The 22,784-nt window shown below is 42.2% G+C and carries 24 protein-coding genes; 17 read left to right on the forward strand and 7 right to left on the reverse strand.

The window, feature by feature from the left end; all coding sequences use genetic code 11:
- Nucleotides 1-89 precede the first annotated feature (89 nt).
- The 3 genes from LGO15_RS10575 (at nucleotide 90) to LGO15_RS10585 (ending at nucleotide 2,030) form a co-directional block, all read left to right on the forward strand.
- The gene (locus tag LGO15_RS10575; RefSeq protein WP_167833052.1) at nucleotides 90-899 is read left to right on the forward strand and encodes a pentapeptide repeat-containing protein; all 810 of its coding nucleotides are present in this window, start codon (nucleotides 90-92) and stop codon (nucleotides 897-899) included.
- Nucleotides 900-1,089: 190 nt separating this feature from the next.
- Nucleotides 1,090-1,635 (forward strand): hypothetical protein, encoded by a 546-nt coding sequence (locus LGO15_RS10580; protein ID WP_167833053.1) that lies wholly within the window; start codon nucleotides 1,090-1,092, stop codon nucleotides 1,633-1,635.
- A gap of 101 nt (nucleotides 1,636-1,736) precedes the next feature.
- Nucleotides 1,737-2,030, forward strand: coding sequence for a hypothetical protein (locus tag LGO15_RS10585; protein WP_167833054.1), 294 nt, complete (start codon nucleotides 1,737-1,739; stop codon nucleotides 2,028-2,030).
- A 34-nt stretch (nucleotides 2,031-2,064) separates the two neighbouring features.
- Here the strand turns inward: LGO15_RS10585 and LGO15_RS10590 are convergent, their stop codons facing one another.
- Nucleotides 2,065-3,486, reverse strand: coding sequence for a vWA domain-containing protein (locus LGO15_RS10590; protein ID WP_226087544.1), 1,422 nt, complete (start codon nucleotides 3,484-3,486; stop codon nucleotides 2,065-2,067).
- A 169-nt stretch (nucleotides 3,487-3,655) separates the two neighbouring features.
- Here LGO15_RS10590 and LGO15_RS10595 point away from each other — a divergent pair, with 169 nt between their 5' ends.
- Nucleotides 3,656-4,219 carry a cysteine hydrolase family protein gene (locus LGO15_RS10595; RefSeq protein ID WP_413231399.1) on the forward strand — a complete coding sequence of 188 codons (564 nt, stop codon included), beginning with the start codon at nucleotides 3,656-3,658 and terminating at the stop codon, nucleotides 4,217-4,219.
- 21 nt (nucleotides 4,220-4,240) lie between these two features.
- On the opposite strand, the gene LGO15_RS10600 is transcribed toward LGO15_RS10595, so the two are convergent.
- Nucleotides 4,241-4,990 carry a YqcI/YcgG family protein gene (locus LGO15_RS10600; protein WP_167833056.1) on the reverse strand — a complete coding sequence of 250 codons (750 nt, stop codon included), beginning with the start codon at nucleotides 4,988-4,990 and terminating at the stop codon, nucleotides 4,241-4,243.
- Nucleotides 4,991-5,356: 366 nt separating this feature from the next.
- Here LGO15_RS10600 and LGO15_RS10605 point away from each other — a divergent pair, with 366 nt between their 5' ends.
- Together LGO15_RS10605 and LGO15_RS10610 are read left to right on the forward strand one after the other, a co-directional pair.
- A complete protein-coding gene (locus LGO15_RS10605) occupies nucleotides 5,357-5,926 on the forward strand; it encodes a YybS family protein (protein ID WP_226087545.1) in 570 nt (189 codons plus the stop codon).
- Nucleotides 5,927-6,031: 105 nt separating this feature from the next.
- On the forward strand, nucleotides 6,032-6,421 hold the full coding sequence (locus LGO15_RS10610) for a thiol-disulfide oxidoreductase DCC family protein (protein ID WP_167833058.1): 390 nt from the start codon (nucleotides 6,032-6,034) through the stop codon (nucleotides 6,419-6,421).
- A 354-nt stretch (nucleotides 6,422-6,775) separates the two neighbouring features.
- Here the strand turns inward: LGO15_RS10610 and LGO15_RS10615 are convergent, their stop codons facing one another.
- Nucleotides 6,776-8,098, reverse strand: a complete 1,323-nt coding sequence (locus LGO15_RS10615) for a DUF3238 domain-containing protein (RefSeq protein WP_226087546.1) — start codon at nucleotides 8,096-8,098, stop codon at nucleotides 6,776-6,778.
- Nucleotides 8,099-8,308: 210 nt separating this feature from the next.
- On the opposite strand from LGO15_RS10615, the gene LGO15_RS10620 reads away from it, so the two are divergent.
- Nucleotides 8,309-9,238, forward strand: a complete 930-nt coding sequence (locus tag LGO15_RS10620) for a DMT family transporter (RefSeq protein WP_226087547.1) — start codon at nucleotides 8,309-8,311, stop codon at nucleotides 9,236-9,238.
- A 392-nt stretch (nucleotides 9,239-9,630) separates the two neighbouring features.
- The gene (locus LGO15_RS10625; protein ID WP_226087548.1) at nucleotides 9,631-10,020 is read left to right on the forward strand and encodes a hypothetical protein; all 390 of its coding nucleotides are present in this window, start codon (nucleotides 9,631-9,633) and stop codon (nucleotides 10,018-10,020) included.
- Nucleotides 10,021-10,254: 234 nt separating this feature from the next.
- Here the strand turns inward: LGO15_RS10625 and fosM are convergent, their stop codons facing one another.
- Entirely contained in the window at nucleotides 10,255-10,677 is a 423-nt protein-coding gene (gene fosM, locus LGO15_RS10630) for a FosM family fosfomycin resistance protein (RefSeq protein WP_226087549.1), read from the reverse strand.
- A 152-nt stretch (nucleotides 10,678-10,829) separates the two neighbouring features.
- Here fosM and LGO15_RS10635 point away from each other — a divergent pair, with 152 nt between their 5' ends.
- The gene (locus tag LGO15_RS10635) at nucleotides 10,830-11,597 is read left to right on the forward strand and encodes an NUDIX hydrolase (RefSeq protein ID WP_226087550.1); all 768 of its coding nucleotides are present in this window, start codon (nucleotides 10,830-10,832) and stop codon (nucleotides 11,595-11,597) included.
- Between the two features lie 101 nt (nucleotides 11,598-11,698).
- On the forward strand, nucleotides 11,699-12,196 hold the full coding sequence (locus LGO15_RS10640; protein ID WP_226087551.1) for a GreA/GreB family elongation factor: 498 nt from the start codon (nucleotides 11,699-11,701) through the stop codon (nucleotides 12,194-12,196).
- 164 nt (nucleotides 12,197-12,360) lie between these two features.
- On the opposite strand, the gene LGO15_RS10645 is transcribed toward LGO15_RS10640, so the two are convergent.
- Nucleotides 12,361-13,227 (reverse strand): PIG-L deacetylase family protein, encoded by an 867-nt coding sequence (locus LGO15_RS10645; RefSeq protein ID WP_226087552.1) that lies wholly within the window; start codon nucleotides 13,225-13,227, stop codon nucleotides 12,361-12,363.
- A gap of 273 nt (nucleotides 13,228-13,500) precedes the next feature.
- Here LGO15_RS10645 and LGO15_RS10650 point away from each other — a divergent pair, with 273 nt between their 5' ends.
- The 6 genes from LGO15_RS10650 (at nucleotide 13,501) to LGO15_RS10675 (ending at nucleotide 19,528) form a co-directional block, all read left to right on the forward strand.
- Nucleotides 13,501-14,235 carry a GntR family transcriptional regulator gene (locus LGO15_RS10650; RefSeq protein ID WP_226087553.1) on the forward strand — a complete coding sequence of 245 codons (735 nt, stop codon included), beginning with the start codon at nucleotides 13,501-13,503 and terminating at the stop codon, nucleotides 14,233-14,235.
- Nucleotides 14,156-15,454: an iron-containing alcohol dehydrogenase family protein gene (locus tag LGO15_RS10655; RefSeq protein WP_226087554.1), complete on the forward strand. Its 1,299-nt coding sequence runs from the start codon at nucleotides 14,156-14,158 to the stop codon at nucleotides 15,452-15,454. Before LGO15_RS10650 ends, LGO15_RS10655 begins: the two co-directional genes overlap by 80 nt.
- 19 nt (nucleotides 15,455-15,473) lie before the next feature.
- Entirely contained in the window at nucleotides 15,474-17,222 is a 1,749-nt protein-coding gene (locus tag LGO15_RS10660; protein ID WP_167830412.1) for a thiamine pyrophosphate-binding protein, read from the forward strand.
- Nucleotides 17,223-18,149, forward strand: a complete 927-nt coding sequence (locus tag LGO15_RS10665) for a bile acid:sodium symporter family protein (protein ID WP_167830413.1) — start codon at nucleotides 17,223-17,225, stop codon at nucleotides 18,147-18,149.
- On the forward strand, nucleotides 18,146-19,138 hold the full coding sequence (locus tag LGO15_RS10670; RefSeq protein WP_167830414.1) for an SDR family oxidoreductase: 993 nt from the start codon (nucleotides 18,146-18,148) through the stop codon (nucleotides 19,136-19,138). The genes LGO15_RS10665 and LGO15_RS10670 overlap by 4 nt, the downstream gene beginning before the upstream one ends.
- 162 nt (nucleotides 19,139-19,300) lie before the next feature.
- Nucleotides 19,301-19,528, forward strand: coding sequence for a hypothetical protein (locus LGO15_RS10675; protein WP_167830415.1), 228 nt, complete (start codon nucleotides 19,301-19,303; stop codon nucleotides 19,526-19,528).
- Between the two features lie 25 nt (nucleotides 19,529-19,553).
- On the opposite strand, the gene LGO15_RS10680 is transcribed toward LGO15_RS10675, so the two are convergent.
- Nucleotides 19,554-20,357, reverse strand: a complete 804-nt coding sequence (locus LGO15_RS10680) for a DODA-type extradiol aromatic ring-opening family dioxygenase (RefSeq protein WP_167830416.1) — start codon at nucleotides 20,355-20,357, stop codon at nucleotides 19,554-19,556.
- Nucleotides 20,358-20,504: 147 nt separating this feature from the next.
- Here LGO15_RS10680 and nhaC point away from each other — a divergent pair, with 147 nt between their 5' ends.
- Nucleotides 20,505-21,914: a Na+/H+ antiporter NhaC gene (nhaC, locus tag LGO15_RS10685; RefSeq protein WP_226087869.1), complete on the forward strand. Its 1,410-nt coding sequence runs from the start codon at nucleotides 20,505-20,507 to the stop codon at nucleotides 21,912-21,914.
- A gap of 411 nt (nucleotides 21,915-22,325) precedes the next feature.
- On the opposite strand, the gene LGO15_RS10690 is transcribed toward nhaC, so the two are convergent.
- Complete coding sequence (locus LGO15_RS10690) at nucleotides 22,326-22,649, reverse strand: hypothetical protein (RefSeq protein ID WP_226087555.1); 324 nt, start codon at nucleotides 22,647-22,649, stop codon at nucleotides 22,326-22,328.
- Nucleotides 22,650-22,784 lie beyond the last annotated feature (135 nt).

A 22,784-nucleotide genomic window follows, 5' to 3' on the forward strand; every position in this document is an offset into this window, starting at 1 on the left:
TTCCCCCTGCTTTTTTATTTTTTCTAAGGTGAAATGTGATAATCTATATTTAACAAAAGATGGAATTATACTACAGGAGATTAAGAGAAATGAATAATCAAATGTTGCAAAATAAGTTAAGTGCCGATTGCGAAAGTTGCTTTGGTTTATGCTGTGTGGCTTTGCCATATGCGAAATCAGCTGACTTTGCTTTTGATAAGGGTGCCGGGGTGCCTTGTCAGAACTTGCAGAAGGATTACTGTTGTGGGATTCATAACAAACTGAGGGATGAAGGCTTCAAAGGATGTACAGTTTACGAATGCTTCGGTGCGGGGCAAAAGGTTTCACAAGTTACCTATAGGGGGCTGGATTGGCGAGACCAGCCAGATACAGCGAAAGAAATGTTCGATGTATTCCCGATCATGCAGCAGCTACATGAAATGCTACTTTACTTGGATGAATCCATGAAATTAGAGTACGCGAAGCCATTATACGGTAGTCTCCGAACTATTTATGAAAAAACAGAACAGCTTACAAACCTTGAATCTGCTGAAATTCTCAAGTTGGATATTCCTGCACATCGAGCAGAGGTTAACGGATTCCTCTTAAAAACCAGTGAACTGGTCCGTTCTCGAGTAAAAAACAGGAAGCAGCCGAGAGGAAAGAACCTTTTTGGTGCCAGGTTAATAGGAGCGGATCTCAGAGGATCCGATTTACGGGGCGCACTGTTGATTGCTGCAAATCTCAAAGGAGCTGACATGAAGGTGTGTGACTTTATCGGTGCCGATTTAAGGGATGCCGACTTAAGCGATGCAAATCTGGAAGGCAGCTTTTTTCTGACTCAGGCTCAGATCAACTCATCAAAAGGTAATGCTGAAACCAAATTACCTTCGACACTAAATAGGCCTACACACTGGTAAATCTGAAGGAGGAGTTAAAATGACGGCATTTGTAATATTGATTGGCAGTATCTTTAGTGTCCTGGCAGTTGGATTTGGAGCAAAAGTTTGGAAGGATAAGAAGTAGTTATTGTTTAGTTCTTGAAAAAATGGCTAAATTTTGAAACTTATCGAATGTCCTTCCGTATTAAACATAAAGGGGGGAGAGCATATGAAAAAGTTATCATTTATTCCTATAATCTTTCTACTATTGCTTTTCGGCTATCAGCAAAAACAAAACGAAGTGCTCGATACAAGTAAACTTGAGAAAGTTGAACAAACTGGAAATGCCACTGAGGAACAATTGAAAAGTATTCCGATCCTTTATAATGTACCATCCTTGAAAGTTGGCTTAGATTCTTTGCCATTTGAAGTAATTCCGCCTAAGGATTTTCCTTTTGACGCCATGCCGCTGAAAATGACGATTGAAGATTTTAAGCATGATGGGAAGGATTTACAAGTCAATTTTGACAGTGTTTCAAAAAACAAAGAAGATAACATCATTTTCATGATTACTGTCCATAATTTTAAAATTGAATATCCAGAAGGTCCAGGGGACGAAGTTAAGCTAGCTGATGGGACGGCTGGAGATTATATGAAAGGAACTCTCGTTTTTGAAAAGGATGGAATCTATTATAGTATTGGCTATTACAATCCTAATATCTCGGATGAGCAATCGAAGAAAGACACTATTGCATTGGCCAATCAAATGTTATAAGCCTGAGAAGAACGCATGAAAATTTTGCGTTCTTTTTTGATTGCTGGTAAAGAAAGGATAGCAATTTTCTGTTTGGTTAAAACTAGAATTGGTGATTAAAAATGAAATCTATTCTGGTGACAATGACTTGGTTCTCTAGTATTGTTCTTTTGTCTCTTGCCTATGAAGACTACCTTTACTCCCAGTTTGGGGTTCATTCTGTAAAGGGGACCGTTGAGGATAAAGGAGTAACTAATACAACCATGAATACATTTGGCAACTTTACTGAGGAACGGGAATACTGGATACGGCTTAATGGAGAAAAAATTGTGGTGACCAAAGCGATTTACGAGAATGTACATCAGGACAGGCAAATTAAGCTTATGAGAACTCAGCATGGCATGGTGATTGAATAAAGAAGATGGTCCGCATTATATCGGACCATCTTTTTTACCAAGTATCGCCGCGCTCTTTTTTCAGTTCTTTCATTTTTTCTGTCCATTCATCGACTCTTTTCCTGATTTCCTGGCTTTCGGTATCTGCTTTTTCACGATTGGTTTTGCTCATGGTGTAATGGAGTTCCTTCATGGCTTCGCTGCGTTCAAATCCCCAATCTCTTAACTCGGAATATTGTTCATCAGTGATCCAGCCGTTCTCGGACATGATGGCAGCTGCGTCAATGATCCGGTGTGCTTCTTTTCTTCCGATGGTCCATAATTCAAGAGGATACTTTTCTGCAACTTTGTATTCTGCGACCATATCCCATCCGTCTGGAGCCATCGTAAAAGCAAAGGCCAGGTCGAGAGTGGAAGGGAGCCACTCGTACTGGATTGTATTCTTCAATTCCTCAGGATTATCGGCTTTGAAGTATTCACCGTTTCCGGCTTCAGCAACGGCTTTTAACTGATTTTCCGTTTCCCCATCCACATCAAATCCAATGATGTTAACCGTACTTTCAGCATTCTTGGCAACTAGGTCCTTACTTGCCTGGACTGGGTCCCCATCACAAGTTTCGGCACCGTCACTGACAATGTAAACTGTTGTATTTCCATCATAGCTGCTGCTCATCTCTGCTGCCCTTTGAATGGCGCCAGCAAGCGGAGTCCAGCCCTTGCTATCAAAGGAGTCGACCGCTCCATGGAAAACTTCTTTTTCGTATTTGGCCATTGGATATACTTCTTCAATTCCCGAGCAGGAAGCTCCTTTATCGACATTTGAATCGGAGCCTTTATGACCATAGACTACCAATGAAACCTCGCTGGACTGGCCGATTGTTTTGGCAAAGCTTTTTACCGCGTCTTTCGCGATTTCCATTTTGACACGGCCGTCTGTCTGTTGAAGCATGCTAGAGCTTGCATCGAGGAGAATGATTGCTTTGTCCGACGCTTCCTTTTCCTCTTCTTCGCTTATTGACTTTGTCGGGTCAGGCAGGAAGGGCTCTTCGAAATGGGGATCGTACGCTCTGGCATTCTCGATAATTTCATCATAATGTGGACTGGCCAATAGGGAAACAAGTCCCTTTTTAATAATCTCTAAATCATCTGTTTCATTAGCAAGTTCTTCGAGTTTTGCCGGCAGCTGTTTTTTTAAATCTGGATCCAATTCTGGGGTGTTGAAACCGATATCCTCTATATCTTTTTCATAGCTTAAATCGTCCATCATCGAGCCAGGATCCAGGGCTATCAGGCTTTCTTCTGTAACCTCTATACTTATATTTTTCAAGTGTTCAAATTTACTCGGCTTTGTTTCTTCCGTTTTGACTACTTCCTTAGCCGGTTGCTCGGCTTCGACTTCTTCATCTGGTTCATCACTGCTGCAAGCAGAAAGAACGAGTGACGTGAATAATAGGAATAACAGCGAATACCGTTTCACAAAAATCCTCCTCATCAAGTTTTCGCCTATGTAAAAAACATCTTCATAGAGTTTAACATGATTCATAAACAGATTTGAAGTAATTTCCATGGAAGATTACAATCATGAGTAAAAACTCCTGGAATGACAAAAAATGAGCAGTGACTATGGAGGAGGAATGCAGATGAATATGATGGCGCTGCCGGCGCTGCTTGTATTAGATGTTCAGAAGGGATTTGACGATCCATATTGGGGAAAGCGGAACAACCCTGAAGCGGAAAGGAATATCGCGAGGCTTTTAACTGAATGGAGGAATCGAAAGGGGAATGTCATCTTTACGAAGCATCTGTCACTTGACCCGGCTTCTCCTTTGCATCACCGAAATCAACTGGGGACTGAAATCAAGGATGTCGTCAAGCCGCTGGATGGGGAAGTTATTTTTACGAAAAACGTGAACAGCGCTTTCATTGGAACCGAGCTGGAATCCTATCTGAAACAAAATAAAATTAAATCAGTGGTGATCACCGGATTATCGACACAGCACTGTGTCTCGACTACCACGAGGATGAGCGGTAATCTCGGTTTCGATTGCTTCATTGTGTCTGACGCGATCGCAGCCTTTGAAATCACGGACCACAAGGGAGTGAAGCACACTGCGGATTCAATCCAGGAACTTGAACTGGCGATGCTTCATAAAGAGTTTGCCACGATTGTCACCACTGATGCCTTAATCCAACTAATGAACCAACAGTAAAGCGCAGGAGCTTCCTGCGCTTTATTTATCGATACCCAGGAATTTAAGCACTCTATGGTATGGGCATTTAGATAAAGAACCGTCATCATCCCGCAAGAAATACTGCCTCCATTCAAAATTATCCTCAGATCCGTAAGTGTTCAAGTCAGGGTGAATTGCAATGCTATCGTAATTCGCCAGCCTTTTTCTCACTTGAGCCTTGATTCTTTGGGCATAACTTTGTGATTTATTAAATTCTTGCAGAACCCAGCGTGGAGTAATCGCAAGCATCATAACGTCAAAATGTCTGCTCTTGCGGTTTTTATGTGCAGGGGTTGCACAATACATAAAATATTGCTCTCCATTGAAACAGAATTCCCAAATAGGGTCGTGTGGGTCTTGTGGGATATCATTTGGCCATTCAAATGCATCCAATGCAGTTAACCCTGAAAGTTGCTCCCAAAAAATTTGTTCATATTCCTCGACAGATGCATTTTTCATTGAATCGGGTGTTTCATAGAAAATGATCAAAGAAGTATAATTGCCGAACTCCCTTGATTGTTCTGTATAGCCCGTCAATAAGCTCGCGAGCTCTTTTATTGTTGAGTCCCTCCTTGGGCTCCCAATAAATCCATACTTTAGCTGATTCATTGAAAACCCAATGGTTGCCGGGATACAGGGAAAAGGTTTTTCTTTGTCACTCATTTTAGCAAAGAATGAATCAAGAGCATGCTTTTCCCATTCTAGCAACTGATTCCGGGAGGAGGAACCATGCGCATACAAACCATTCATCACAGTCACCTCCTAAAGCTTCTACACTATATTCATCGAATTGAAGTTAGGATAGATGTCCATGGACAAAATGGGCAGGAACCCAGAACAGGGGAATTTCTCACATGCCCATACTTTTTACGAACCTGACATGGCCTCTAGAAAAAAGCGGCAATAGGAGCTTTTGCTGTCGCCGAGCAGTTAGGATTAGCCCGAGGAATGAAAGAGATTGTAAGCATTGCCTTAGAATGCCCATAAAAAAACAATGCATCAATTGCTTCTTCAGGAATACATGTTAGAGATGGCTCCAATATCAATCCTCTACAAGGAAGATATATAAAACCCATTCATCCGCAAAAAATGAGTGTTTTAGCTGGAGGGGATTCTTTGCGCTTGGCTAACTTGATCCACAAAGAGCATATGACTGCACCTGTAACTCACGCGAATAATGTGAAATTGATAACGGGGAGTCTGCTGGGAGCGATTGCTGCGATTCTCCAGTCTGCAGGGCTGTTTGGAGGTGTTGGTTACATCTTCAGCATCATGGCCACGGGTCCAATCGTGCTGGCTACGCTTACTTCACTGCGCATTGGGTTCCTGACTTTTACGGTAACAGGCCTGCTTTTAATGATCATTCAGCCCTCTGAAGTGTTGGTGTTTTTGTTTACGACAGGATTGTTGGGAGTCTCTCTGGGAGCAGGCTTTAGAAAGGCAAAAAAACAAACAACGGTAGTGTTCATTGGCGGGTTAGCCTTGGCTACGGGAATCATGGCATTGCTGTATGTATTTCGTTTCCCAGTGTTAGGACCCGGAGTGTCCACAAATATAAATGCAGGCATTCCTGCAGGTATTTTTGTGTTCAGTCTTTTCTACAGCTTTATATGGATGCGTCTTAGTATGACAGGGATGAAATACTTAAACAAAATTATCAGTAACACGTTTTTGGAAGAGAATTAGTGGTGTTACCATCCCTCGTCTTCGGTTAGTTTTGTTTCATTTTTCTCAAAGTGGATAAATGGTAGAATAAAGACATCACCCATACCAATTGAGGAGGGATGAAACTTGCAGCCTGTCATCTTATTTGATGGAGTTTGTAACTTTTGTGATGCGAGTGTCCAATTTATTCTAGACCGTGACGAAAAAGAGCAATTCCGTTTCGCATCGCTCCAGAGTGATGCTGGACAAGAATTGCTGAAAAAATATAAAGTACCTGATGATGTGGACAGCATGATTTTAATCGAAAATGAGAAGGTGTATTATAAATCATCTGCTGCCCTGAGGATTAGCCGCCATTTGCGAGGAGCTTGGAAGCTTCTATATGTGTTCATGATCGTTCCGCCTCCAATCAGGAATGTGGTGTATGATCTAATTGCCAAAAACCGTATCAAATGGTTCGGCCAGAAGGACAGCTGTATGCTGCCGCCGCCGAATGTGCGCAAGAGATTTTTATAAGAAAAGCGGAAGCGCCTTGTTCATCCTCGACAAGGGTTTGGAGGGCCAACCGGTGAAGTCGCTCTTTGACTTCATTGGCAGGACCGAAATCGAAATATATAGCCGACTGTCCAGAAACTGGAGATTCCGACAAAGAAGCGCTTTTTGCTTCTGCCGGCGGAGTTGAAGTTTCGGAATTTCTAGGAGGCGACACTGAGCAAGCGTCTCGAGCTGCTCAAAGCTAACATGTCTCGCAAGATACTCGAGGGAGCACTCTCGGGGATGAAAACTGGCTATGCGCTGGGGCTGGACAGTTCTCAAATCTGATATTATAAGTGGAAAACGGAAAAGCTGGCAGTCAGCTTTTCCGTTTTTTTAGTTCGTGAATGTAGAGTAGCGCCAATAATGATTGGCCATGGGATCTGCCATCATTTCGAGACCTTTGTTGTGAGCTTGGTGGATGACTTGCCATTCATCTGTGTCCGATTCTTTAAGATAAACCTCGTGTTCAGGGGCCTGATAGTGGATGCCGACCAGATCATATTCGTTGTCCTTATAAAAAGTTCCGCAAACATGGTAGTCAATCGCTGGGGTGACGACGAGTGGATTGCTGACAGAATGGTCCAGGTGAAACTTGATTCTGTCCTCTTCAGTAAGGACTTTTTCCAATTGAATTCCTTCTTCAGAAGCGCTAGCGGATTCTATAGGTTCTTGTTCACTGTTGAATGCTTCAGTTATACCGGTTGCCTTTTTTAAATGAACAGATGGATCTTCAGTGTCAATAAATACGTCGCCTCTTGTCCTGAATTCAGAGGATTCAGGATCGAATGAACGGTGATCGCCTTTGAAAACCTTGTCTTGTGATGCGGCGTTCGGATTTTTAAGCCATTCCTCTTTTAAAAATGTTGTGTACCTGAGTTGCCAGTTTCCGGCTTTAAGCTTTCTTTCCTCAGGGGATTTCAACAGTTCCTTTATTGGCCCAATCTTTTTAATGATGCTAAATTCTTCGTCAGCTGCCATTGCAGTAGAAGAATCTTTCTTGATGGCACCAACAGCATTAGCAATAACAGACTTCAGCTCCCATTTTACCTGTTCCGAACGCTGCAAAGGCCGTCGGGCTTCGATCCTGTAACGATGATTCTCGTCATTATCAATCCCTCTATCGGTAAATGCACAAGAAGTCACTGTTTCCAGCTCTGCTCCATTCCTGAAAATACGATACTCCGAAACACCCTCGATCGGTTCCCATTCAAAACTGATTTGACCAGGAGTCACGATCGTTGTAATGAGTAAATCCTCAAGAATATTCTCTCTTTCCCTGAAATCAACAGTCGTCGTTGTTTGAATCCGCATTCTTTCCAGTACATTTCCATGATCATCAAGGGTTTCTATACAGTAGGTGTAAAGTGTCCCTGGAACAAGATTTTGGTCTACGATCTTTGGTTCCGCACCTTCATAAATAAGTTCCTCCCCTCGAAACACGCGATATGGCCTATTCATGCCGTGCCATTCAAGCTTGATCTGTTTGGCATTATGCTCAATATTTTTAAGCATCCTTGAGTGGGAAGTAGCAGCAGTTTTGCGCTGGCGATTCCATTTGACCGCATAAAGTGTTCCGGCAATTCCAAGAGCGGCAATCGGTAAAAGCTTTCCAGTGCGATATTGTTTGGGAGCTTGTAGTTTGGTTTGGCTGTTCATGCATCCACCACCTTGAGTTTTTTACTTGCATGACCATTATTTACCCAATGTATTACCCTTTTAAGAGAGCCCTGGAAGAGTTTATTCTGGTAATATTAGGGTGGCCCATAAATGAAACGATAGATATAGGTGCTTTTTATGGTAATATAATTTTAATGCTAGTTTTGTAGTCTATATTTACACGGAATCCAAAGAATAGGAGCGCTGGTGATGTTACGTTTAAAGGGAATACTGATGATTGTTATCGGAGCCATGCTCTGGGGAATGACGGGTTCGATCACGGAGTGGGTACTCGCCAATACGGAATTGTCGGTTCCTTTTATCCTGACAATCCGGATGATGATAGCCGGCAGCAGCATTCTGGCATTTCTGGCAATCAAAAATGAGGATATTTTTACAGTAGTGAAAACACCATACTGGCGGAATCAGCTAGTGGTATTCAGCATTCTTGGGATGGTCGGATTACAGTACACTTTTACAATGGCTATCGAAACGAGCAATGCGGTAGTGGCAACCTTGCTGCAATTCTCCGCTCCGATTTTCGTTGTACTCTATGTTTCTTTTAATCATAAAAAGTGGCCGCCGCGCTATCAGATGCTCGGCATAGCCGGTACATTGGCCGGACTTTACCTTTTATTGACGAACGGTTCAATGAGCAGTCTGCTGGTTAGTCCAACTGCCTTGCTATGGGGAGTTGCGGTAGGACTGACATTTGCATTTTATACCCTTTACCCGGCTCGCTTAATGAAGGAATGGAGCGTCCTGGCGATCGTAGGCTGGAGCATGCTGTTTGGCGGTATTATCCTTGGAATAACCAACCGAGTTTGGACAAGCAATGAATGGACCATTGTAGCCCAGCCAAAAATGATTTTTATCATGGCGATCTTGATTTTCTTCGGCACACTGGCCTTCCTGCTATTCTTGGCAAGCATGAACTATATCACCGCTGTCGAAACAAGCATCCTATCAAGTGTCGAACCTCTAACCGTCATGGTCATTTCGGTGATTTGGTTTGATACGATGCTCCAAAGCGTCCAGCTGATGGGTGCGATGATCATGCTCATATTCGTCACCTGGTTGTCGATCGGGGATAAGAAAGCGTCACTAGAAGGACAAGTTGTTAAGCAGAATAATAGTTAAACATTTAGAGCCGCCAATTTTGGCGGCTTTGTTTATTGTGGTATCTGTTGACGAAGCCACTTTGAACAAGATTAGTTTAGTCGCGTGAAAAGTTGTCCGAACCAAGTGTGACTTCGGACGATATAAGAGGAGACTGAAGTGAAGTGGGTATGTCCGAACCAAAGGCAACTTCGGACAAAATCAGAGGAAGCAGCCGGAATTTTTGTCCGAACCTGAGGCAACTTCGGACAAAAACAGAGGAAGCAGCCGGAATTTTGTCCGAACCCGAGGCAACTTCGGACAAAACCAGAGGAAGCAGCCGGAATTTTGTCCGAACTCAAGGCAACTTCGGACAAAACCAGAGGAAGCAGCCGGAACTTTGTCTGAACCCAAGGCAACTTCGGACAAAACCCATGGAAGCAGCCGAAATTTTGTCCGAACCCGAGGCAACTTCGGACAAAACCAGAGAAAGCAGCCGAAATTTTGTCCGAACCCGAGGCAACTTCGGACAAAACCAGAGGAAGCAGCCGGAATTTTGTCCGAACCCGATGCAACTTCGGACAAAACCAGAGGAAGCAGCCGGAATTTTGTCTGAACCCAAGGCAACTTCGGACAAAACCCATGGAAGCAGCCGAAATTTTGTCCAAACCCGAGGCAACTTCGGACAAAACCAGAGGAAGCAGCCGGAATTTTGTCCGAATCCGATGCAACTTCGGACAAAACCCATGGAAGCAGCCGGAATTTTGTCCGAACCCGAGGCAACTTCGGACAAAACCGGAGGAAGCAGCTGGGATTTTGTCTGAACTCAAGGCAACTTCGGACAAAACCAGAGAAAGCAGCCGGAATTTTGTCCGAACCCGAGGCAACTTCGGACAAAACCCATGGAAGCAGCCGGAATTTTGTCTGAACCCAAGGCAACTTCGGACAAAACCAGAGGAAGCAGCCGGAATTTTGTCCGAACTCAGGGAGTGCTTTGGACAAAATAGGAAGATATCCTGTAGAACAATATTTAGCTTGAGCTTAGGATACATTATGTCCTAATCAAAAAACTCCATATGTCCTTTTTCTTGTTTGTAATAGTCAATTCTGTCTTGTAACGTCCCCGTATGGAACTCGAATTTATGCCCATCTGGGTCCGTAAAGTAAATAGACATTTTATCTTTTTTATCTCTAAGGCGACCCGGAAGTATATTCACTTCTAAATCTCTCAACCTGCTAAACATTGATTCAAACTCTGCTTCATCAATCGAAAAAGCTATATGTGTATATGATTGGTGTATTTCTTGACGGGGTATGTCTTTCTCAACATTCAGGGCCAGCCATATACCATTGATATCGAAGTAAGCAGTAGTTTTCCCTTTTACTAACAGTTTTGCATCAAATACATTAATGTAAAAAGCAATTGATCGTTCCAAATCTGAAACAGAAAATAATAAATGGTTAATCCCCTTGATCTTCATTTTTTTCACCTCAATATTAATTATTCTTTCAGAATAGTCGAATCCCTTGTCATTAGCTAAAGTATTTCACGCAACCGATTAGCCCCATTTAAAAGAGAAGGATTTTCCTCTTTTTATGTGGAAATTAAAGGAAGTGAAAGGTGGAGATAGAATTGATTTTCAAAAGAAATACCTACATGATCAAGTCTGAGAGATTGAGTGATATCAATCAGTTTTTTCATACACATGTTTATCCAATACATATTGAAAATGGAGCAAAATTAATTGGTCGCTGGGTGAATGACATCAAAGACGAAATTCTGGTTATCTGGGAATATAGCAGCATGGTGCATTATGAAAGGATCAACAGTTTAATTGAAAATAGTGAAGAGTACCAGTCAGCGATGAAGGAGTTAGGCGAGATTCAGATAGAAACAGACAGAGATTTCTTGTCTCCAACTGCTTCCTATCATCATCCTAAACATATATTGTCTGTTAGCGGATATATCACAAACAAAGATGGCGATGTACTCCTAGTCAGGAATTTACACCGGTCCGATACACTGGAAATGCCAGGCGGACAGGTAGAAGAGGGTGAAACATTAGAAGAGGCAATTCATCGCGAGGTGTTCGAAGAGACGGGAATCAAGGTGAATTTACATGGTATAACCGGCATTTACCAAAACGTGACGATCGGGGTTACATGTGTAGTCTTCAGAGGTGAATATCAATCTGGTGAAGCTAGGACAGCTGAAGGAGAAACTTCAGAAGTCTTTTTTACAAAAATAACGAAAGAGAATATTGAGCGACTTATTACAAGAAAACAATTCAGGGACAGAGCCCTTGACGCAATGGATGCAAACTACATTCCTTATGAGGCATTTAAAGCAAACCCCTACGAACTAGTCAGCAGGTTTGAAGTGAAAAAAGAGTATAGTTAATTTCATATTAAATACTTAACTGAGTGTATTGTTACTCTTTCGCGGAGTTTCAGGGTATATTAGAAATGATTAAAGGGATTCCTAATGTAGGGGAGAGTAATATGTCTGTTAAAATCACACCTAAAGGAGAGCAACTTGTTCTTCAGCAAATAGCACATTTAGAACAAGAGCTAAAACAAGTGCGGATTGATAAAAATATGGCTTTCAATGCTTGCGGAGACGATAAGATTGCCAATCCTAATTTTCATAAATTAGAGCAGGATGAGCGTGTATTGGTCGAACGAATTCAGGAGATTCAGAATTTGTATAAGACAGCTGAAATGATTAGGGTTGATGAGCCTAATACCGAGATCGTAGAAATTGGGTCAATCGTGAAATGCTCGTTTGAGTACACCGATTTTACGGAAGAAGAAGTATATGAAATTGTCGGTTATGGCGAATCGAATGTAGACGAAAACAAAATTTTCTATGACACACCAGTTGCCAAGAAGCTGATAGGGCTAGTGGTTGGTGACGAAACGATTATGTCAGTACCCTCTGGAAAAGTAAAATGCAAGGTCTTGAAGATGTATAGTGGATGGGAAGAAGTTGATGTTTAACTTTTAACTAAGTAAAGGCGTTGGTCCAAAGGGATTGACGCTTTTTGTTCGCCAATCTTTGTTATTAAAAATGTAATAAGCGGGCTTAAGCTTGGAGCTAACTCCAAGCTTAAATAGCACAGATGGTTTGTCAAAAGTACTTTCAATTACTCAAGTGCTTCTATTTATTGAGATTTAACCAAATGATAATACTCGCGGTCGAAGATTCGGTAATAAACCCAGGATGGAACTTTGTCGTGATAAGGCTGCACACTTGCTACGGTTTCCCACTGGGTTTCATGTGCAAGCAGTACTTGTTTGCGTGCAGATGCCTCCGAAGCCATCGGGAAGGCGATTGTTGGTTCAGGCAAGCCTTTCTCCCGTGGATAACGCTCTTTGAAAGTAGGAGAGAGCTTGAGTGCGAGATCAATCATTGGCTTTGGAAGAGTGGCGAAGTATAGCCTCTTCACAGTAGAATCTTCTTCTGCCATTTCCTCCGTCACAACTTCTTTTGTCAACTTGCTCATCACTACATGGTCGGGATGTCCGTATAAGCCTACTACATCATCATAGGTAATAACGGTTGTTGGCTCATACTTAATAATTAATTCTCTAATTGTTTGCTTGATTTCCTCGTGATCCGCATCAACAAGTCCGCTGTCAGGAAAATCATAAACTTCCAAATGGTCGATATTCAGGATTTTTGCCGATTTTTCCAATTCTTTAGTCCGTGTTTCGCCCAGTTTTTCCTTAGGGACGAGTCCGCCAGTTCCGCCCGCTTCACCTCTAGTAAAAGTAGCGAGGACAGAGGTAACATCTTTCTCTTTGTTCAACTTGTGGTAAGTGCCAGCAATCATGATTTCATCATCCGGATGAGCAAAGATGGCCATGATCCTTTGTGGCGCACCTTCAGGAAAAAGTTCCTCCGAAACAATGATATCCTCATCATTCACATAAAAGTTTGCATACATGACCGCTCCAGAAACCAACACCACAAGCAGACCTACCGTTGAAAGCAGGACAATAAACAAACGTTTCTTCCATTTTTTCATGAGATTACTCCTTTGGATAAGACTATTAATCTAGTATATGAGTGCCTCTATAATTCATTACTGGAACAGGATGTCTGATTTATATTTTTTGTACACAATAATATCTTTATGTAAACAAACAAATAGAACTATATTAATATATTGAATATTTTTAAAATTATAAAAACTTGTTGTTAAATAGAAATGTAGTCCATATAATGGAGGTGTAAATCATCTAGATATGAACTGGTCTGAACTGGTAGGGACGTCGCAACAAGTAGGGAGGGATGATGATTGGTTGAGATAGATATGGAGAATCCGATTCCTTACCATGTGCAAATTAAAAACTTACTGAGGAAGGAGATTATAGATGGCCGATACAAAGAAAAAATCCCCAGCGAAAGGGAATTGATGAATCGCTTTTCAGTGAGCAGGACGACAGTAAGAGAGGCGATTACACACTTAGTTAACGATGGGGTGTTGACTAAGGTACATGGAAAAGGCACGTATATTTCACCGAAGCGGCCCATTGAGGAGTGGCTTAACTCCTTACATAGTTTAACAGAGACAGTGCGGAAAATGGGGATGAAACCTGGATCGGTCTTGTTGAATAGTGGAGTGATGACTGAGCCAAGATACTTTGCAGATAAGATCGGGGAAAAGGAGTTTTTTACAATCGAAAGGCTTCGGACTGCAGATGGAGATCCAATTGCAATAGAACGCCACTACTACAGCCGGGAAATTGGACACCAACTTTCTAAGCATGATTTAGAGACAGCAGTTATCTATGAATTGATTGAAAAGAAGCTTGGCATTGAACTTCATCAGGCTGAACAGTTCATTTCCTGTAAAAGAATTTCAGATATGGATGCTGAAAATCTAGGGATCCCTAAAGGTATTAATGTTCTTTGTGTCGAGCGTTTAATCAAAGGTGCAGATGGAAAGCCGATTGAATTTTACATCAGTTTTTACAAACCTGATATGTATGTTTTTCGTATTAAGACAAAAAGACAAAAATATTCGTCATGAAGGATTTGTAAGCGCTTTATCTGGAGAGGGGTATGATATGATTCAGGAATTTCACCTACCCGGAATTATTTATCATGGAGCGGGGAGTTTAGAGAAGTTGGCAGATGCAGCAGCAGGTCTTGGAGCCCAACATCTGTTTATTGTGGTTAGTTCCAGTGTGTTGAGTGAGCCGCTGAATCTGAGTGCACGGTTAAAAAGATTGTTGGAGAAGGAAAATCTCGGACTGACAATTTATTCTGGATTAAAAGGTGAGCCAACGACTGAACATGTGAAAGAGGCCGTCAATCGCTGCTTGGAAAGCCAGGCTGATTGTGTAGTTGCCATTGGCGGAGGGAGTGTAATTGATTTGGCAAAGGCCGTTTCAGTTTTTACAGTAAATCCCGATCGTCATTATGACGAGATTCATAGCTTGAAAAAAATGAAAAGGTTACCTCTTATTGCTGTACCAACGACTGCAGGAACCGGTTCGGAGGCAACGAAGGTAATGGTTATAACAGACGTTGAAAGTGGGACTAAAATGAATCCGGGCCATCCAGGTTTAATTCCGGATATTGCGATTTTAGATCCTGAATTAACAGTGACTCTGGCGCAATCCTATACTGCCTTTACTGGTATGGATGCCTTAGCACATGCAATGGAAGCCTATGTATCGACACGGGCAACAGAAATGAGCGACTATTTCGCTTTACAGGCGATTCAGCTTATTAGTAAAGCTTTGCCTATTGCTTTTAATAAAGGAAGTGATTTAGAGGCACGAGAAAAAATGCTGCTTGGCAGCTGCTTTGCCGGGATTGCGTTCTCGAATTCTTCTACTAATCTTGCTCATGCAACAGGAAGGGCTTTGGGGGCAAGATTCCATATGCCGCATGGGTTGAGCGTAGCCTTATTACTTCCGTTTGTTATCGAGTATGGAATTAAGGCTTCACAGGAAAGATATGCAATCTTAGGAAAACTACTTAACCCAGAGGCTATCGGCTCTGAGGCGGAGACGGCACAAGAAACCCTTAAGATGGTTTTGGATTTAAATGATCAGTTTCACATATGGGAAGCTGGAGCAGATTATATAAATCAAACACATGAAGGTGTAATACCGTTGCTTGTAGAAAATGCGTTAGCGGGAAATGGGATCCTCACCAATCAAGAGGTCCCAGATTGCAATGATATTGATAAAATCTATCAAAAACTATTCAATAAAATATCTGAATATTCAGTATGTTAATTGATGAAGGAGGGTTTTTATGGCTGAAATGACGGGCGGAGAAGTAATCGCAAAGATGTTAAGCATTGAAAATGTGGAGAAGGTTTTTGGCATTATAGATGGGACGTATTTTGGTTTCTATTCTACTCTTCAAAAATATGATATTGATTTGATTTCTCCAAGGCATGAAACAACAGCTGCACACATGGCTGGTGCCTATGCTAGGGTGACAGGGAAATTGGGAGTATGCATGGCTAGCAATGGTCCTGGTGTGGCAAATATTCTCCCTGGTTTAGTTGTTGAAGAAGCAGAGGGGAATCGGGTGTTAGTGATTACGAGTGCCAGAAGGACAGGGATCATGTATCCTGATCGCGGAGGAACCTATCAATGCTTCGATCAGACAGGTGTCATTTCTCAAATTGCGAAATGGAGTGAAACGGTACCATCATTTGATCGTATCCCAGAAATGATGAGGACAGCATTAAGGAAGTGTTACGAGGGAAGGCCGGGCATTGTCCATATCGATATACCGGAAAATATCCTGAATACGAAAGTGAAATGTGACCTGAGTTTTTGGGAACCGAAACAATACCGTGTGACAGAATTGCCGGGAGCAACAGAAAATCAGCTTGAGGCTGCATGTGACCTGTTGATTAATGCAGAATTTCCGGTCATCCACGCTGGCAGCGGTGTCATCCATTCCGGAGCTTCTGAGGAGTTAGAAATGGTCGCTGAACTTTTGCAGTCAATGGTGACGACAAGCTGGGCTGCACGAGGAGCCATGTCTGAGAGTAACCCGCTTATGATGCCAATGATCTATTTGCAGACGAACAATAAAATCAGGAACGAAGCAGATGTCGTATTGGTACTTGGTTCGAGAATCGGGGAAACAGACTGGTGGGGAAAAGCGCCTTATTGGGATTCAAGCCAAAAAATGATTCAGGTCGACATAGATCACGGGACATTGGGCGCCAACAAACCAGCAGAGCTGGCAATTCAGGCAGACATCAAAACTTTCCTAACACAATTCTACCAAAAGCTTCAGCAGCGTAAAGAATCTATTCATACAACGAATCGAAAAGCTTCAATCCAGAAACATATCGCTGAAAAAGAAAAGAATAGAAAGAAGCTTGATCAGCATTTGGAGGACTTCGCTGTGCCAATGAATACAGCGCATGTCCCTGTCATAAGCCAGCAGGTTTTCCCTCCAGGAACTAACCTGGTCATAGATGGCGGGAATACAACGATTTGGACCAATTTCTATTATTCAATCGACAAACCAGGCTCTGTTTTTTCTACCTATAAATTTGGAATGCTTGGAGCAGGTATCGGCCAGGCACTCGGTGTTGCTGCCGCAAATCCAGAACGTCCTGTCTGCTGCATAATTGGTGACGGAGCCATGGGCTTTCACCCTCAGGAAATTGAAACGGCGGTCCGGAACAATTTGCAGGTTATTTATATCGTCGTCTGCGATCGGCAGTGGGGAATGGTGAAAATGAACCAGCATTTCGCTTTGAAACCAATCAAGACGGTTTTGAAAAAGTCCTTAAGTGATGAAGAAAGTATTAATACGGATTTAGGAGAAATCAAGTTTGATATGCTTGCAGAAAGCATGGGGGCGCATGGGGAGCATGTAAACGACCCGAAAGATCTTAAAGGGGCAATAGAGCGGTCCTTGATGACCGGTAAATGTTCGGTTATCCAGGTGGATGTTGACCCGGTAAAACATATGTGGGCTCCTGGATTGAGGTATTTTAAAGACATGCACCAGGAACCAAAGGGGAAATAAATGGGAATCGATCAAGTAACTCTTAACTTTAACTCCGCCACTCTGACCATTATGAATATATTGATCGGATTTATTATGTTCGGTGTAGCGCTAGATTTGAAAGTGGACGATTTTAAAAGGACTCTCTCCACACCTAAACCGGTATTGATCGGGCTCATCGCTCAATTTTTCCTGCTGCCAGCTTTTACTTTCTTGCTGGTCATGATTGTAAAACCATTGCCCAGTATTGCGTTAGGTTTGTTTTTGGTTGCAGCTTGCCCGGGCGGGAATCTATCAAATTTCTTAACGTATTTAGGGAAGGGAAATACACCTTTATCAATTAGCATGTCTGCAATCTCCACTGTTTTGGCTATATTCATGACTCCATTCAACACCTTATTTTGGGGCTCATTATATCCAGGAACAAATGAGTTGGTGCGCTCATTTTCCATCAGTCCGATTGATATGCTAGTCACGATTTTTATTATGCTGGGTGTACCTCTTGTAGCTGGAATGTATATTGGCTACAAATATCCAGGGTGGGCGAGCAGGACAAATAAATGGATGAAACGGTTTTCGATTATCTTTTTCATCCTGTTCGTATTAGCATCACTGGCGTCCAACTTCACCTATTTCCTTGATTTTGTTGGCATGGTGGCCATCGTGGTCTTTCTTCATAATCTTGTTGCCATCCTGTTGGGCTATTTTTCTTCCCGGGTTGCCGGGCTTCCTGAAAAAGACAGAAGAGCAATCGCAATCGAAGTTGGCATCCAAAATTCAGGACTGGGATTAATCCTGATCTTTAATTTCTTTGATGGCCTGGGCGGAATGGCCATCGTAGCGGCATGGTGGGCAATCTGGCATATTGTTTCCGGATTGTCACTGGCTACTTTCTGGTCAAAAAGAGAGCCTGAAAATACAGCGATCAACGGAGGTATACAAGTATGAATATCCTCATCACTGGTGCAGCAGGTTATCTAGGTACACAGCTTGTAAAACGGCTGATTGAAGAGAATAAAACAGCAGGACAGAAGTGGAACATTTTCGCGACTGATATTAGACCTGAATTTACTTTTAATGAGGAAGATGGAATTAGATATATTCAAATGGACGTGCGTTCTACATTGGTCCAGGAAGTGATGAAAGAAAATCAAATTCATACGGTTGTCCACCTTGCGACAATCGTTACGCCTGGTAAAAAGAGCAACCGCGAATTCGAATATTCCGTGGATGTCAAAGGAACGGAAAACATATTAAAGGCATGTGCAGAAAATCAGGTGAAAAGAGTCGTGGTAACATCAAGCGGGGCTGCCTATGGTTATCATGCCGATAATCCGGAATGGATCAAAGAGGACGATGCAATCAGGGGGAATGAGGAGTTTTCCTATTCTCACCATAAGCGGCTCGTCGAAGAGCTTATGGCAGAATACCGGGAAAAGCATCCGCAACTTGAGCAGATTATTTTCCGGATTGGGACGATTTTGGGAGACACGGTGAATAACCAGATTACAAACCTTTTCGAAAAAAGGGTTCTTCTAGGGATTAAGGGGTCAAATAGCCCTTTTGTGTTCATCTGGGACCAGGATGTTGTAGGGTGTCTGATCAAAGGAATCAGAGGCAAGGAAACCGGCATTTTTAACGTAGCAGGGGATGGAGCGCTGACAATCGATGATATCGGAGAAATACTTGGTAAGCCTGTCATCCGCATACCAGCCTGGCTGATCAAATCAGTCCTTTTTATCCTCAAGCGGTTATCCCTGACCCAATACGGAGAAGAACAAGTAAACTTCCTAAGATACCGGCCTGTATTAGATAACCATAATCTGAAGAATGAATTCTACTACACGCCAAAAAAGACATCTCGTGAAGTATTTCTCTATTATGTCGGGAAGAAGAATTCCATGGTAAACAGATCAGGAAAAAGTGTGGTCGTTTAAAATCTTCCATAAAGGCTATAACAGAATAAGGAAAGCGACGTGCCAGAGTCCTTCTGGCACGTTTTGTTTACTGGAGAATACGGTAAAATTATTATGTAAACTAGAATAAATTTTTACTTTTGGATTATTATAACAAGAGATAATAAGTAAAGGAGTTCGTTTATGAAATCATATGAAGTGACAAATTTAATAATTGATGAGGAAACCTATGGTGAGGAACATATAACAGTTGAAATGACAGTGGAGCAAGAAAATTATATCATCACTTTTCAAAAGTCTGATTTAGAATTGATAAATGCATGGAGAGTAGAGGATGGAACGACACTGCCTGCAGACCTTTCTGAGAATCTGCTGGACTCTATAAAAGAAGACATCAAAAAGAAAATCTAGTTCATGACTAGATTTTTCTTTTTGCCTAAACCCCTGCACAGATTAACCCGAAGTATGTTGGTGCTTCATAAGATAGGAATTCGATATGCCTCTCTTCGGGTGGTATTGCACCAGCCAGGATGAGGGTTTGCCAGATTCCGTCTGGTTTAGCGGCTTCGATGAAATCAGCCTCAAAGTCTGCCATTCTTTCCAGTTGATTGGTTTTTATCAACTCTACCACTAGTTCATCCAGTTCTTTGGCTGCAAGATCAAAGCCATAAGGCCCTTGTTCATCATGAGCATGAGCCCAGTCACAGCTTGCAATTAATCCGACTTTTTTTTCGTATTGAGCGACTGCTGAACGTAGCGATTGACCAAATTTAAGATGCTCTTGGAAGGAAAGGTCTCTTGTTGGGGTCACAACAACTATTGGAACATCTGGCATGAAACGGAGAGGGACCATTGAACCCCAATCCAGCGGCAAGCAAGAGATTGGACCAGCAGCAGTTCCAAAATTTATGGTGGAAGATGGCTGTCCATTTTTTATCGCTTCTTCATTGATTTTTCGCGCTAATTCTCGTTCTACGATTTTTTCCATCGTAAAAGTTGCTTCGTTCTCACTCCAACTTCCTTCCAAACGTTCAGAATCGGTTATCGAAAATCGTCCATTGATCCTTGTACCGTGAGGACTTAGAACAACGATACAATCAGGGTTGGCAGCTGCCATTTGCAGTCCAAGCTCCTCCATGCTATTTCGGGTGAAAGCCATCCGCTCGGGAGTGGATCCTTGCAGTTCAGGAATAATCTCACCGCCGTGAGGGGCAATGCATGTAAAAACAAATGGATTCAAGGTTACAACCTCCTTTTTAAGTAATTAATTTGCTATCCAAAGTAAAGATTCCTGCTATTTTCCAAATTCTTGCTTGGATAACTGTCTTGATTTAAGGGTAAAGACAGTTATCGAGACAGCAAGGAGGAACACAAAATGGGGAAAAGTATCGAGAGAAAAGTGTCATTTGGACATGCCATCATCCCGTTGTTAGTAATGGTATTTTCAATGGCAGTAACCATTGTGAAATTTGAAGGAGACCCGCATATACCGTTGATTATCGGGACAATTGTCGCGGGTCTTGTAGCCTGGTTCGCAGGCTTTAAATGGAATTTTATCGAGGAAGGTATATATAAAGGCATTAAAATGGCGTTGCCAGCAATATTGATCATTATTACTGTTGGAATGATCATCGGATCGTGGATTGGCGGCGGAATTGTCGCAACGATGGTCTACTATGGCCTTAAAATCATGAGTCCATCCATGTTCCTTGTATCGATCTGTATCATTACGGCATTGATCACTCTAGCAATTGGAAGTTCATGGTCTACAATGGGGACGATTGGTGTTGCTGGCATGGGCATTGGCGTGAGCATGGGAATTCCGGCACCAATGGTAGCAGGAGCGATCATTTCTGGCTCTTATTTTGGTGATAAAATGTCACCATTATCAGATACGACCAATCTGGCGGCAGGGATTACGGGAACGGATCTGTTTGCGCATATTCGCCATATGATTTATACGACGATTCCCGCCTTTTTCATTGCTTTGGGTGTCTACTGGTACCTTGGCAGGGATTTTAGCAATGCAGGAGTCGATAATCAAGAGATCATTGAAATCATGAATGTGATTCAATCAAATTTTATGATATCACCATGGCTATTACTAGTTCCAGCCGCGGTCATTTTACTTGTTGCGTTTAAGGTACCAGCACTTCCAGCCCTGATCGTTGGAGTCTTCCTGGGATGGATTGCTCAATTCACGGTGCAAGGCGGCGCGATTGCAGACGCAGTTAATACACTTCAAAACGGTTTTTCGATTGAAACGGGGAACGCTTCTGTCGACGAGCTTTTCAGTCGAGGTGGTATTCAGGATATGATGTATACCGTTTCTCTTGCGCTGATCGCAATGGCTTTTGCAGGTGTTATGGAGCAGACTGGAATGTTAAGTTCAATCGTAGAGAAAATACTCAAGCTTGCCCGGACAGCTCGCAGCCTGGTTGTCTCTACGGTCGCAACCTCGTTTTTAACAAATGTCGCAGCTGGTGAGCAATACTTGTCGGTCCTTTTACCTGGGCGGATGTATAAAAAAGCATATGATGACAAAGGATTACATTCGAAAAATCTATCGCGTGCGATTGAGGATGGCGGTACCGTGACATCGCCACTGGTACCATGGAATACATGTGCCGTGTTCATTATCTCTGCTTTGTCTGTCCATCCATTCGAATATGCGCCATATGCTGTACTGAATTTCACAGTTCCGATATTATCGATCATCTTTGCATTATTCGGTTTTAAACTGGAGTATGTCAAGAAAGAAGATTATAAAACGGAAGTTGAGAGGAAAGCTTCATAGTTACAAGGGCAGTACCGATTGGGTGCTGCTCTTTTTGATAGGTACAAAATTTTGTTTTGGATAGCACTATGTTTGAAAAAAGGTTGGTGCTAGAAACCATAGCAGCAGCCCAAATCCTGCTATTCAATTTAAAATCTTCAAAGATGCCATGAATTTTTAGAAAAAGCCGCTTGGATTTATAGTCCAAACGGCATTTTTATGTTTTACTGATGTTATTTAATTCCGCCCTGCGCCTCTTTGGAAGGCTCTTAGGTGGTTTTTTGAAGCATTTCCTAATTGGGTAAAAACCATTTTTGCATCCTCGGGGAGATCAGGGATTGTTTTTAACTTGTCATACATGGCAATATTGTCAATCTCGGCCTGAACTCCGTCATTAAAGGCTTTTTTCAAAGTATCAGGTGCTGTAACGTATTATTTTGCGTTGTCTTCGGGAATCTGTTTATTGTATTTTTGGAACAGAGCAACAAGAGCACTGATATGCTGCTGTTCTGCGGCTTTTATATTGCTGAAAGGCCGGATGTTGCCGAACTTTGCGATGACAGCATCGTAACGAGCCTGGGCGAGGTATTCGTCCTGGATGGCGTATACTAAAGCTTCATCGAATGTAATTGAGCTATCCTTTAAAGCGCCTTTGGCACCAAAGTCAGCAGGCACCTCTGGCTGCGCATTTGCAGCACCAGAGAAACTGATGAGCATAAATAGGGCTACTGTAATTTTAGTTATTATTGATTTCATTGTAAAACACTCCTTATGAAAAATGGTCAACCTTATTATTTTCAAACAAGAGAATTTGATACTAAAAGTGGGTATGGGTTTAATTTGCGATTGTTATCCGATATAATAGACGTAACTTTTTCAATAGGAGAGATA

It is taken from the genome of Mesobacillus sp. S13, assembly GCF_020422885.1.
In the GTDB taxonomy this organism is placed as follows: Bacteria; Bacillota; Bacilli; order Bacillales; family Cytobacillaceae; genus Mesobacillus; species Mesobacillus selenatarsenatis_A.